Annotated in this window: 13 protein-coding genes; 1 reads left to right on the forward strand and 12 read right to left on the reverse strand. The window is 38.1% G+C overall.

Features of this window, described 5'->3' with window-relative positions; translation table 11 throughout:
* Positions 1–17: 17 nt before the first annotated feature.
* From budA to WAX86_RS06015, 9 genes are all read right to left on the reverse strand, one after another.
* Positions 18–725 (reverse strand): acetolactate decarboxylase, encoded by a 708-nt coding sequence (gene budA / locus WAX86_RS05975; protein ID WP_224756710.1) that lies wholly within the window; start codon positions 723–725, stop codon positions 18–20.
* Between the two features lie 22 nt (positions 726–747).
* On the reverse strand, positions 748–2412 hold the full coding sequence (alsS, locus tag WAX86_RS05980) for an acetolactate synthase AlsS (protein WP_065172400.1): 1665 nt from the start codon (positions 2410–2412) through the stop codon (positions 748–750).
* A 426-nt stretch (positions 2413–2838) separates the two neighbouring features.
* A complete protein-coding gene (gene rbsK, locus WAX86_RS05985; protein ID WP_341489271.1) occupies positions 2839–3762 on the reverse strand; it encodes a ribokinase in 924 nt (307 codons plus the stop codon).
* Between the two features lie 19 nt (positions 3763–3781).
* The gene (locus WAX86_RS05990; RefSeq protein WP_065172337.1) at positions 3782–4783 is read right to left on the reverse strand and encodes a GRP family sugar transporter; all 1002 of its coding nucleotides are present in this window, start codon (positions 4781–4783) and stop codon (positions 3782–3784) included.
* Between the two features lie 100 nt (positions 4784–4883).
* Positions 4884–6104: a PfkB family carbohydrate kinase gene (locus WAX86_RS05995; RefSeq protein WP_341489272.1), complete on the reverse strand. Its 1221-nt coding sequence runs from the start codon at positions 6102–6104 to the stop codon at positions 4884–4886.
* Between the two features lie 200 nt (positions 6105–6304).
* Positions 6305–7459, reverse strand: coding sequence for a hypothetical protein (locus tag WAX86_RS06000; RefSeq protein ID WP_112163065.1), 1155 nt, complete (start codon positions 7457–7459; stop codon positions 6305–6307).
* Positions 7456–7836 carry a GtrA family protein gene (locus WAX86_RS06005; protein ID WP_036764060.1) on the reverse strand — a complete coding sequence of 127 codons (381 nt, stop codon included), beginning with the start codon at positions 7834–7836 and terminating at the stop codon, positions 7456–7458. Before WAX86_RS06005 ends, WAX86_RS06000 begins: the two co-directional genes overlap by 4 nt.
* Positions 7829–8809 (reverse strand): glycosyltransferase family 2 protein, encoded by a 981-nt coding sequence (locus WAX86_RS06010; protein WP_065172340.1) that lies wholly within the window; start codon positions 8807–8809, stop codon positions 7829–7831. The genes WAX86_RS06005 and WAX86_RS06010 overlap by 8 nt, the downstream gene beginning before the upstream one ends.
* The gene (locus WAX86_RS06015; RefSeq protein WP_109375127.1) at positions 8802–9362 is read right to left on the reverse strand and encodes a riboflavin synthase subunit alpha; all 561 of its coding nucleotides are present in this window, start codon (positions 9360–9362) and stop codon (positions 8802–8804) included. Before WAX86_RS06015 ends, WAX86_RS06010 begins: the two co-directional genes overlap by 8 nt.
* A 332-nt stretch (positions 9363–9694) precedes the next feature.
* Here WAX86_RS06015 and WAX86_RS06020 point away from each other — a divergent pair, with 332 nt between their 5' ends.
* The gene (locus tag WAX86_RS06020; protein WP_065172342.1) at positions 9695–10048 is read left to right on the forward strand and encodes a multidrug efflux SMR transporter; all 354 of its coding nucleotides are present in this window, start codon (positions 9695–9697) and stop codon (positions 10046–10048) included.
* 84 nt (positions 10049–10132) lie between these two features.
* Here the strand turns inward: WAX86_RS06020 and WAX86_RS06025 are convergent, their stop codons facing one another.
* The 3 genes from WAX86_RS06025 to WAX86_RS06035 form a co-directional block, all read right to left on the reverse strand.
* Entirely contained in the window at positions 10133–11527 is a 1395-nt protein-coding gene (locus WAX86_RS06025; protein WP_065172343.1) for an APC family permease, read from the reverse strand.
* Between the two features lie 284 nt (positions 11528–11811).
* On the reverse strand, positions 11812–12696 hold the full coding sequence (locus tag WAX86_RS06030; RefSeq protein ID WP_237033586.1) for a DMT family transporter: 885 nt from the start codon (positions 12694–12696) through the stop codon (positions 11812–11814).
* A 359-nt stretch (positions 12697–13055) separates the two neighbouring features.
* Positions 13056–13352, reverse strand: a complete 297-nt coding sequence (locus tag WAX86_RS06035; protein WP_065172345.1) for a hypothetical protein — start codon at positions 13350–13352, stop codon at positions 13056–13058.
* Between the last annotated feature and the right edge of the window lie 52 nt (positions 13353–13404).

The raw sequence follows: 13404 nt of genomic DNA on the forward strand, positions 1-13404 counted from the left end.
TTTATCAGTAAATCTAATTATTTCTCTGTAGTATGAATCGCTTCTTTAAGATCTTCGGGGTGAAGATCTGCGACATCAAATTCATGAGAAGCTGGCATACGGAGATGGAAGTCCTTAAAGATTTCAGTTTCTAGTGTGCCTTGAGCTAAAACGAAATCACTCACATGACCACCTTGGGTACGATCATCGCTAATGAAGTGGAAGTGATAACCCGGTACGTTAATACCAATCATATAATCAGGGATCTTAAAGCCAATCATCACACCAGACACTTGCTCTAATTCAAACACAGGCTGATGTTTAACGACCTCTACCATAGGAGGATAAGGGCGATGCTGTGCTGGTACTGTACGTGTTTTCACATAAGAGAAGGTACCTGTCATACGAATCGCATTAATCGCGTTATTGGCAACAAGTCCTTCTTGTTCAAGTAGAGCTTCAAGTTCTTGCTTAGTGAGTTGGGTTAACGCTTTTGTTTCTGTTGGCTGAAAATCAACAACAGAGGCAAAAGGTGTCGTCATCGCTTTATCAACTAAGTGAACGTCACCTGTACTTGTTAGCTGATAAACTTCATCACCTAGGACAATCATTTCACCATCAAGATCATCAAAAGTACCGATACCAAAGTTACCGTGTTCAAGTAGCTGACCAATAGTAAAGTCACCTTCATAAAGACCTGCAATTAAGGCACTCATCATGGAGGTTTGATAGAAAGTTTTATTCATCGTTATTACCTTTTCTTGCTAGTTAGTCTTGATGGCATGGGTACATTTGATCTAGTAGACGAGAGTTATCGCTATAATCGATATTCACATTTACAAGAACAGGACCACTTAGGCTCATTGCTTTACGTAATACAGGTGCAATATCGTCAGCACAATTAATAGCTAGACCATGAGCACCAAAGCTCTCTGCATATTTCACAATATCAGGACCGGTAAAGCTAACAGCACTCTCACGGCCATATTTCTTAAGTTGTTGAATCTTAACCATATCATAGCTGTGGTCAGTCCATACAAAGTGAACAATATTACAGTTATGACGAACCGCTGTAGCCAGTTCCATTGAAGAGAATAAGAAACCACCATCACCAGACATAGAGATCACTTTCTCATTTGGGTGAAGCAGTGAGGCAGCAATAGCCCATGGGAGTGCTACACCAAGAGTCTGCTGACCGTTACTAAAGAGCAAACGACGAGGTTCAAAGCTATGGAAGTAACGCGCCATCCAAATGTAAATAGAGCCTACATCGCAGCATACTGTTGTGTCATCGCTTACAAAACGACGCAAATCGTGAATAAAGCGAAGAGGGTGCACACCATGAGTAGAGACTTTGTTTTCACCTAACATCATGATGCGTTGTAGATCGTGACGCAGTAATTGAATTTGTTGGTTATTTTCTAGAGATTCACGTAAATCTAATTCAACCGCTAAATCAGCAATAGAAGACGCAAGATCACCAACCACTTCACAGATAGGGTTGTAGCTAACTTCTAAATCTGCTTGTTGATAACCGATATGAACAATAGGTGTTTGTGCATCTTTGTTCCATAGAATTGGATCGTATTCGATAGGATCGTAACCTACGGTGATGATCAAATCAGCACTGTTTAGAGCAATATCACCAGGTTGGTTTTTAAATAGACCAACGCGACCTAAGAAACAATTATAAAGGTCATGAGAAATAACACCTGCTGCGGCAAAGGTATTAACAACTGCAATAGGTGTTTGTTTTAGCAGTGAACGAATTGCCTCAGTAACAAGAGGTTGGCTAGCATCCATACCCAGTAACAATACTGGATTTTTTGCTGAGTTAATTTTATCTGCGGCCTCTCGAATTGCTTGTTTATTCGCACCACCAAATAGAATTGGATTTGGATTTTGAACGTTTAATGCATCAATTCGGTTAGTCAAAATATCTTGGGGAAGGCTGACAAAACTCGCCCCTTGAGTTGGCTTTTCTGCGATACGAAATGCTTTATGAACCACATCGGGTACTGAGCCAGTATCGAGAATTTCCGCTGAAAATTTAGTGATCGGATTAAACAGTGAACGAGTATCCATCGACTGGTGTGTATTGTGTGAATACATAGACAAAGGAACAGCACCAGCAAGAGCGACAACAGGGTCACCTTCGCTGTTCGCTGTTGCTACACCTGTTACAAGATTTGATGCGCCAGGTCCTGAAGTTGCTAAACACACCCCAGCTTTACCTGTTAAACGACCTGTTGCTGCTGCCATGAACGCTGCATTTTGTTCATGATGGCAAATAATAATTTCAGGACCATTGTCACAGACTGCGTCAAATACCGCGTCTACTTTAGCGCCTGGAATACCAAAAATGTGTGGAACTTTGTGAGCATTAAGGGTTTCAACAACAAGTTCTGCACCAGAAACTGTTTTATCCGACATAAAAGCCTCGATCATTATCATTATTCATTTCGGGCTCAGGACATAATTCTTAAAAACGAAAAAATATGTGATGAGTGACACAAATTTATGATATTTGTCGTACAAATAAAAGTGGGTGATTTTGGAATCTAAAAACGCTGTTTTGATGCAACAGGTTGATATGAATGCCGTGTTAACAGAGGCGGGATTTGTGAATGAATTTATGTATAAAAATCTAGATATCATGGGTTGTTATTTATCTAGACATATTTTTGCTTACTAGGATATAAAGCTAGATAAAAAGTAAAGAACATTAAAATCTATTTTACTCACAATATGCTAGCGTTAATGATTAAAAAGAGAAACGGACAATAAATAAAAAAGGGCATATTGATTACAAAACAATATGCCCTAGGTTTGGGGGAAATTATAGCTCGATGAGTGTTGTTAGTTTACAAAGTCGAACGCATCCAGTTCTTTTAAGTATGGAATGGATGTTTGTGCTCCCATACGGGTAACTGAGATTGCACTGGCTTTATGTGCAAATAAGATAGCCTCTTCCAGATCAGCTCCTTGGCTTAGGGCGACCAATAATGCGCCATTAAACGTATCACCCGCAGCCGTTGTATCTGTGGCATTAACACGATGACCAGGGATCAGTTTTCCTTGGCTTTGTCGGTATAAATACGCACCTTGTTTACCCATGGTAATGATGACTTCTTTCACACCTTTAGCAATAAATGCTTGAGCGGCTTGTTCTGCTGTCTTTTCATCAACAACTTTAATTCCCGTTAAGATCTCTGCTTCTGTTTCGTTCGGCGTTATTAGGTCAAGTTGACTAAGCAATTGATCTGATAGTGGACGAGCGGGTGCTGGATTTAAAATCACGGTTGCATTAGCTTGTTTTGCCAATTCAACAGCACGGTCGATACCATCTTGAGGCGTTTCTAATTGCAGTAATAAATAGTCAGTGTTACGGATAACTTCGGCATGACTGTCAACCACTTCGGCGTTAAGGCGACTGTTCGCATTCGGTGAAATAGAAATACAGTTTCGGCCTTCATCATCAACCAAAATTAAGGCAATACCAGTATTTTCGTTATCACAAATATGGATGTGATCGGTATTAATTCCGTCTTCGCTAAACTTTGGCAATGTGTCATGAGCAAATCCATCGTTACCCATGCAGGCAATAAATGTAACCGGCGCACCTAATCGTGCAGCGGCAACCGCTTGGTTTGCACCTTTACCGCCGCTTGCCATAATATGACGGTGACCCATAACAGTTTCACCCATTTGTGGTAGATGGCTAGATTGAACCGTATGGTCTTGACTTGAGCTTCCTAATACAACGATTTTTTTCTGGTTCATAATTGATCTCCCCAAAGAATTAGCTGTTAGCTGCAATGATTAAAATGATGCCTAAGATGTAAGAGGCAAAAACAATAGATAGAAGTTTATTGGTGCCTTTGGGTGCTGTTGCAAATTCTCGCCAGATGAATACGCCCCAAATAACCGCGACCATAGTTGCACCTTGACCTAAACCGTATGAAACAGCATAGCCAGCAGCACCTGATGCAATAAGGCTTAATGCCATACCGATACACCAGATAACCCCACCTAAAATACCTGTTGCATGCTCTTTAATTGAACCTTTGAAGTATGCATCGCCTTGAACTGGAGAGCCTGAAATGGGCTTTTTCATTACAGCAACGTTCCAGACAAAGTTTGAAATAAAGATTCCAACGGAGAAGATGACCAGTGCAGTGTACGGTGTCATTTTACCAACAGCAGGGTTTGCAAAATCTACCGCCATAGAATCGGCAACAAAGCGGAAGAACCAGCCCATAATTACACCAGCGAGTACTGCAGTAATGACGCCTTTTAGTTTATTTCCGTTATCGCCAGTTTGAATGCGGCTGTAAGCAATTGCAGTCAGAATAATGGCAACGGTTACGCAGGCAACGCCAGCAAAGAGAATGATGGGATCGCCCTGAGGATTGCCCATGTAATTGGTTATCACGCCTAGCACAAGCGCTAAACCAACACCAATTGGAAACGCCACTGCCATACCTGCGAGATCAATTGCAGCAACTAATAAAATATTCGATAAGTTAAAAATAATACCGCCTAAAAGTGCTGAACCGATACTTTTTATATCTGCTTGCATAAGGTCGGTAATAAATGGACGTCCCTCTGTGCCACTAGAGCCTAGAGTAAAAGCAAAGACTAATGAAAACAGTAAAATACCAATAGCGTAATCCCAATAGAAAAGTTGGAATGGCCATTTTTTATTATCAACTAATTTGGTGGTGTTAGCCCATGAGCCCCAACAAATCATGGTTATAATGCACATAAAAATGGCAAAAGCATAGGAGTGGACGATAAACATAGTTATGACTCCAATTTAATATTTAATTATGAGTAGGGTAGAGAGATAACGAGCAAATATGATTACTCGTATCTAAATGTATTTAATTAAGATGTAAGTGTTATTCAATAATATATTCACGATTCATTCGATAAGTAATTAATCCTTTATCTGGCATATTTGACGCACCTTTCTTTTCAATTTTTAATGACGAAAAAGCCGTCGCATAATTAATTGCTTGTTTTAAATTCACTCCCTTTGCTAAATAGGCAGCAAGAGAACCGGTAAAAGCATCACCTGCACCACTGGTATCAATAACTGCAGATTTATAAGCTGGTGTATAATGAAACCCTAAATGGTTATATAAAATACTGCCTTTTTCTGCCATGGTAATAATTACATGGTTTACACCTTGTTGATATATGGCTTTTGCAGCATCCTTTGCAGTTGAAATATCTGTAATTTTTATTCCTGATATTTCTTCCGCCTCAATTTCATTTGGTGTAATAATATCTATAAAAGGTAATATTTGTTTTACTTCCTCACGATATGGCGCTGGGTCCAAAATCACTAAGGTTTGAGATGAATACGCTTGTTCTATAGCAAAACGTGTTGCATCAAAATTGTTCTCTAATTGAGTAAGAAACACTTTTGCTTCTCTTATGAGATCAATGTCTTGTAATATTTCTTCTGTTTTTATGGTTTCATTAGCTCCTAAGTCAATAGTAATCATATTGTTACCTGTCTGACTTGAAACTAAAACAATCGCACTTCCAGTATGGGTTAGGTTATCTTCTAGTAAAGTAAGTGATGTAATATTTGTTGATGACAAATACGATTTCGCTTTTTCAGAGAATTCATCTTGACCTACTTTTATTGTTAGATGGACCTTATCACATAAAATTGCTGCCGCTGATGCTTGGTTCGCCCCTTTTCCACCTGGGTAAAAATGGGTAGAGGTTGCTCTTTGTGTTTGTCCTATTTTAGGCAAGTTATCAACTTCAGTGACAATATCAATATTAAATGAACCAAGAACATAAACATCGGTTTCTGTATTGTTTTCTTCTGTTTTAATTGATGGCTCTTTGGGTTGATAAGAATTTTTTAAACCTTTTAACATGGTATGTAATGAGGTTTCTTTAAACTCTACATCATATTGAACATCAATTAATTTTGCTCCGCCATGAAAAAGAACACAGACTCTTTTTTCACTTAAATATTTTAAATCGCTACGAATTGTTCTGTCGGTAACCTGTAATATTGTTGCTAACTCAGAAACGTAGACTTTTTTATCTTTTGCCAATTTTAGTTTTATAAACTTTTGTCGTTCTAGTTTTTTCATGTTCCTGACCTTTATTGGCATAGTAAGGGAAATAGAGCAGGGGATATCGCGATATTCTCAAAAAAAAGTATCGTAATTCGGAAAGCTTTTTTCCGACTTTGATTGAGATCACAAAAACTGGATATGAAACTGTGAGCTAATAAAAAAGCACTGCTGGTGGAAGAGCAGTGCTTTCTAAAATATAAAGATGAGTGCAGTAGTTAAACGGTAAACATTATATGGCTAAAGAACCCGATACTGATAAAACAGCTCGCAGCACTAAATACGCACAATAATGGCGTTTTTACTGATGGGTATCGCTCTACAATCATGGCTAAACCAAGAAACGTAGGGTATAAACCAAACAGATAACGAGGCATTGCGTTTAAGCTTGATGATAACGGTAGCACTAAACAGATAAACATAAAGAGTGCTTCCGGGTATTTCTTGTTAAACACTAAGTAGAGATTTAGGGCGAAAGCTAGTAAAGAGGCAATGGCCAAATAAAGCTTAGGACCACCTGTGTTAAAACCATAGATTATCCAATGGATAGGGTTCGTCAGTTGTCGTCCCCATGCTATCTGAATATGACCAAATGCAAGAGCATCTCCAGTATGGAAGTAGAGATAGGTCATATATGAGAAAAAGCCAAAAGGAATAATCCAGATAGCGGCAATAACTTTCACGCCTTGAGTTTTGAAGCGATAGAATGTGTCTAATCCATAATGCTGAATCGCAATAATTAAGACTGGAAAGACTAAAAATACACCTAAATTTCGCGTGATAGCGGCGAGTAAACCAAATACAGCGACCCAAAGCCATTGTTGACGATAACTAAATAGGAAAACGGCAGTAACAAAAACGATAAACAAGGGCTCGGTATAACCCGCCATCGAGTAAACCGTATAAGGTGAAAAACAGAGTAACCAGATTGCGGTATATTGGGTGTTTTCACTAAACTTGAGTTGTTTTAATGTCATTACAACTAAAGGTAGGCTGATAACAAAAGCAATATTGGAAACCAGAATTAATCCCAAACGAGCATTATCGATAGGATCGTCAAAAAAGGCGAGATGAGAAAAGACCCAGCCAAGAAAAGGCTGTAATGGCATAAAAGCCCAGTTAGCAGCATTATTTTGGCTTAACCACTGAGGGAAAAGATCATAACCATCGTGGATAATGCGGTAAAACCAAACACAGTCAAAACGACAAATAGTTTGCCAGACAGGTTGTTCGGCATATTTACCAGTTACAAAACTATCGACACCCCATAAACCAAGAGCATAGAAAACAATGCGACTGACAATGGCAGCAAACAGGATAGTTAGCCAAATATTACGATTTAAACGGATATTTTCTTGAGTTGAGATACTCATTTAAAGACCCAAAATTTAGACAAAATAAAAGTAATGATAGGTACACAAAGGGTAGAAATAGCAACGGCTATCCAACCTGTAACGAAACCGCTATGAAGTAATGAGGTTAAGATTAAGTTGTTGATGAAAAAACCAATTAAGGCGACCATCAAAAACTTAAAAAATGAACCTTCTTTAGAAAACGTAAAGTGCCTGTGACCAAAGTAAGAAAATAAAAAGGCGATAGAAAACCCTGCAATATTGGCTTTGTATTCAGATGGCTCATTAATCAGCAAGAAATACAGGCGTACCACAGACAAATGAACTGCGGTCGCCAGTAGTCCAACAATAGCAAATCGATTAATTTGCCAAAAATGCTTTAAAAAAGAATCACTCATTCGGCTTTTGCTCTTTGTATTTTCCATAAACTCCTTCAATTAGGTAGATTGGACGTTGTTTTACCTCAACATAAATTCGGCTGATATAACCGCCGATAACGCCTAACGAAATTAACTGAATGCCACCAAGGAACAGTACGACCGAAATTGTTGAAGCATAGCCTGGAGTATGGATACCGAAAAATAGCGCGCTAATTAGTACGTACATTAAGAAAATAAAAGATAAGAAAGATATCCCTAAACCAATGAAGCCCCAAACGCGTAGTGGCCAAGCAGTAAAACTGAAAATACCATCAACCGCAAAATTCCACAGTTTCCAATAGTTAAACTTGGTATCACCAGCACAACGTTCAGGGCGCTGGAAATCCACCCCAATTGAGCGGAATGAAGACCATGCCAATAGACCCTTCATAAAACGGTTACGCTCTGGCAGTTGTTTTATGGCTTCAATAACACTGCGGTCGATCAGACGGAAATCGCCAACGTTCTCAGGTAAGCGTGTACCAGAAGAGAGCAGGTTAAAGAAACGATAAAAACCACCAGCGGTGAAACGCTTCATAAATGTGTCGTGAGAGCGGTCAACTCGAACACCATATACAGTATCGTACTCACCGGTTTGCCACAGACGAACAAATTCTAGAATTAGCTCAGGTGGATCTTGTAAATCTACATCCAAAATAACAGCAGCATCACCTTCAACATAGTTAAGTCCTGCAGTCATTGCCGCTTCTTTACCAAAATTTTTGGCTAGATTAACCAAGGTAATGGAATCATCTTGGCGGATCTGGTTTTCAATAACAGTGCGAGTGTTATCACTGCTACCATCATTAATAAAAACGATATCAATATGAGAGCGTATAGAAGCTAGGCGTGTATTAATTGCCCCAATAAATGTCTCGATAGATTCTTCTTCATTGTAAACAGGAACAATGAGGGAGAGACGGTAATCTTCTTTTATCATTGGTTTATTCATGTTCCGACTCTAGAGTAATTTGTTGAACAGATAATGGCTGAGAATTTAGAACCGTTAGTTGCTGAATCGCTTTAGGAGCTAAAAAAGCCGTTGCTGGAATGATGGTTGTTAGGTGGTTTGGCTGCGATATTGAGGGGTGCAGAGTTCCATGCCACTGGTTAACTGTTATATCAATAGATTGAGTCACTGGTGTCGTAATATCAATCGTTAGCTCAATAGGTTGTTCGATGGCTTGCTTTACAGTGAAGTAAAGACCACCTTGACTCTCAAGTTGGCGCGCATGATCTATGACATCTTTGCTCCAACCTTGGCGCGATAAGAATGGTAGATTTTGCTCTACTTTTAGTGTTTTCGGTATTGATAAAGACAAATCTGGATTATCAATATCCCAGTATAAATTTTGTTGTTTTATATAGTATGTCTTATACGCGATGCTGACATTAGGGGTAGCTGCTTTATAAAGAACCCATAGGTAGTAACAAGATAAGACAGCAATAAGAGCTAACAAAATAAGTCTTATTGAGTTGTTATAGCTGGATGCTTTAGGGTTCATAATATGCCTTTGCTATATTTTTTTGCGCTCAGATTGTGTTTCAAGAATGCTATAGCTTACGATTTATACGCTAGAACACAAAATGATTTGTCACACTTATGTCAGAAAATGCCAACTTATGTCCTTATTATAGGTCAAAAATCATAAGGTTAAGATAGCTATTACTGCTGTATTGCTGTTAATCAAATAAATAAAAGATAACTGTTACTAATTGGTAATAATTATTTGTTATTTCATTATCTAGTAACTACTCGTAAGAATCTTTACAATCCGTTCCAGTTTAATCATCTAGATAATTTTTGCTGTAATATCTCAACCTAGAGCTTAATAATATGTTTACTATGCTAACGTCATTACCTCCTTTTATTGCTTTATCGATTGCGATTGTATTTGAAGTGATTGCAACATCGTTTATTCCTAAAGCAGAGCAGTTTACAAAGCTTGTACCAAGTATTGTTGTTTTAGTTGGCTATGGTGTTGCTTTCTTCCTATTGTCTGTCACGGTAAAAACATTGCCAGTTGGAATCGTCTATGCGATATGGAGTGGGGCAGGGATCGTTTTAGTGGCGACTATTGGCTACTTTTTCTATGGTCAGAAACTCGATTTACCCGGCATCATAGGTATAGGTTTCATTATTGCGGGCGTATTGATTGTTAATCTCTTATCGAAAACAGTTTCTCACTAATTGAGATTTTGTTGAGCATAAAAAGAAGCCGCTTGGATGTTAGTTCATTCAAGCGGCTTTAATTTTTACTCGTATTTTTTATAGTTAAGCGGCGTGTTTCTTTCGATATTTGATTGCAAAAATTGCTGGTAAACTAAACACAATAAAGCCAATAATAAGCGCATATGCACCCGTTGTTTTACTGATACCCGCAGGAACATCAAATGAAACAATGATGGTCACAATACAACTAAACAAGCCTAATACTGCTGCCACAATCATACCAAATTTGCCACCTGGCACTCTAAATGGACGTTCAATATCTTTATGCTTGCGACGAGAAACTAAGAAGCTAATAAAGATACAGATATACATCACCATATAAAGCTGCGTCATTAGAATATTGAGTAGCCACATGCCTTGATTGACGTTTGGTACCAAAATAAAGACGAGTGATAGTAAGCTAACGATCGCCCCTTGAAGTAATAACAGTGGAACTGGCGCTTGATTTTCATTTTCTTTAGCCAAACGAATCGGCATAAACTTATCTTGCGCAGCAACATGTAGGCTCTTCGTTGGAGCAATAATCCAGTTGTTCAAACTCGCTAAGCTACCAAACACAATAGCTAGAGCAATAATAGGTAATAGATATGGCATATTAAGATCTTCAAAGAAGGTTTTAAATGCCAAAATTACCCCTTCACTTAAGCTGGAATGATTGCTTGAAACCACTGCTGCAATAGAAAGAGAACACGCTGTGAGCGATATTAGAATCAATACTGTTGAGATCAATAGAGCTTTAGGATAAGCCTTTTGTGGATTTTTAACTTCACTTGCATAGGCTGTGGTGATCTCAATCCCTGTTAGTGATAGCACTACCGCTGTAAAGCTAGCACCAACTCCACTTTGTGAGAAGTCCGGTAACCAATCAGAAGCGTGACGGAGCGAAATATGGGAAGACTCAGGGTTGGTGTATGTCCAGTAAGCCCCTAATGCAATGATCAATAGAATAGGGAAGATTAGACCAAAGGTACCAAACACATTAGTGATAATCGACGATAGACGTAAGCCATAAATATTAACAATGGTTAAGGCCCAGAAGATCACGTTGATCATGACCAGCATAAAAATATTGTTTTCTGCCAAATGAGGGAAAAATGGGTATGTGCCAGTAGCAACAATAAAAGAGATCAGTGGCGGATAATAAACAATGTTTTCAGCATATTGGTACCAGACAGTTACGAAACCGAAATTATGTCCTAATGTTTCTTTTCCCCATAAGTAAACACCACCTTGTTTAGGATATGTAGTACTTAGTTCTGCACATACAAGAGCAGTTGGAACGAAGAAACACAAGCCGGCTAATAAAAAATACGAAATAGCATGGCTACCAAAGAGTGCAGCTCCTGGGAGATTACGAATACTATCAACGGAAGTCACAGTAATCATGATCACCGAGAACACGCTTAATTTTACTGCGGATTTAGCAATATTGCCCATTCAAGGCCCTCAACGTTGACAATACGAGTGCGAATATAGCGCACCGTATATGGTATAAAGATAGAAAAAGATACGCATTGTAGAGCTTGGGTTAATTTGTGGTACATAGCCAAAAATGGCATGTATTTTATCAAAAATGGTAAAAGCTCTTAATTTCATCAATGATTGTAAGTATTGTTCAAATTATGGATTCTGCAGGCATAAATACGAGCAATAAATAAACAAAGGTCAACCGGTGAAATAAACTGTTGCCAAAATTACCACAATGTATGCCTTATTGGTATTCAATTATCCTTCATTTCGTTTCGCCACTGCCAAATTGTTAAAGATGCAAGAGTAATTAAGACTATTGCGGAACCAATCGCAACGTTCAGTGTAGGCGCTTCCCCAACAATCAACCATACAAGCAAAGGTCCAAACAACACTTCAAGTAATAAGATTAAGCTAGTTTCTGCTGCTGGTAGGTATTTCGGACCTTTTGCGATTAATAAGAAAGAGAAAGGTATAACTATGCCACCCAGTAAAAAGATGTATATGTTTTGGTGAGTATCAAGCGAGAGTGGATGTGCTCCTGCTGCAAGAGAGATGATTGAGGTCAGTACTGCTGCCTGAATCAAAAAGATCGATCCATATTGGCCTTTTGTTTTACGCAAAGTGACCAAGTAAACCGACATTGATAGCGCAGAAACTAAAGCTAAAGAATCGCCTTCAATCTCTGAGGCTGAAGGTTTAAAACCGAAAACTAGCCAGATGCCACCGACAGCAATCGCGATAGCAATTAACGTTGATTTTTGTAGTTTTTCTTTTAAGAAGAAATAGCCCAATATTGCGGTTAGCAAAGGGGCTGTATTTGTAATAACCAAAGTGCTTGCGACTTGGGTGTGATCTAAGGAAAAGACAAAGCAAATAGTTGAGGCACTAAATAAAATTGATGTAATAAGATTTAGTGGCGATAAACGAAATAGGTGCTGGCGAATAACTGAAGGATCCGTAAGCCACTGAACAATAAATAGAACCACTCCTGGTAAAAAACCGCGCCAGAAGATTAGGGTCCACTCATCACAATTGATTAATCGTACAAGTAAGGTATCAAAGCTGAGTATCATGACACCAAGAAGTGTAATGAATCGACCTTTTTGTTCATCTCTTAAGTTATGGAAGAAATTCATAAAAAATTCGCCTGCATAAATAGCAAAATTCCAAAGGGTGGAATAAGTTTAGATGACTATTTAATTAAGGTGAAAGTAACTTAATAGCAACTAAAACGATATAAATAATAATTTTGATATTTAGGTAATAATTAAATATCAGATAAATCATTGAGTTATTGTTTTAATGTTGTTAATGGGGAAGAGCAAAAAATAATCGTGCTATGACTTTATAACCATTTTATATTACAAGGTTTAAATTAGATTCGATTAATTATGCAACATTAATCAATAAAATAAAAATTACTTAAATATGATTTAAATAAAAGAGTTAAACCAAGTTAGGTTTAACTCTTACTAATAAATAAGCACAAGAATTCTTAATTATGTTTTGAATATTTTTCAATAACAATATTTGAGATAGGCAATTTTCGTTGAATTTTAACCGTGTGATCATCTTGATGCTTGCTTTCAATGATCATGAAATGGTCAATAAAATCGATACGTACAATTTGTTGGAGAACACGCTCTCCAGTGAGAGAATGGCGCGCAGCCCACATAAGATCTTCATCATTATCAATTATTGCGATGACATCGGATTGATTGCTTTGAGTGTAGTAGAGATTGTCTGATTTTATTAATTGATCACTTAGCACTCGTAATTCGAAGCATTCCATAAGAACTCCTTACCTTTCTTACTGGTGATAGGAAGAGTTTATCCTTCTGTGA

It is taken from the genome of Photobacterium damselae subsp. damselae (assembly GCF_038086725.1).
Taxonomy (GTDB): domain Bacteria; phylum Pseudomonadota; class Gammaproteobacteria; order Enterobacterales; family Vibrionaceae; genus Photobacterium; species Photobacterium damselae.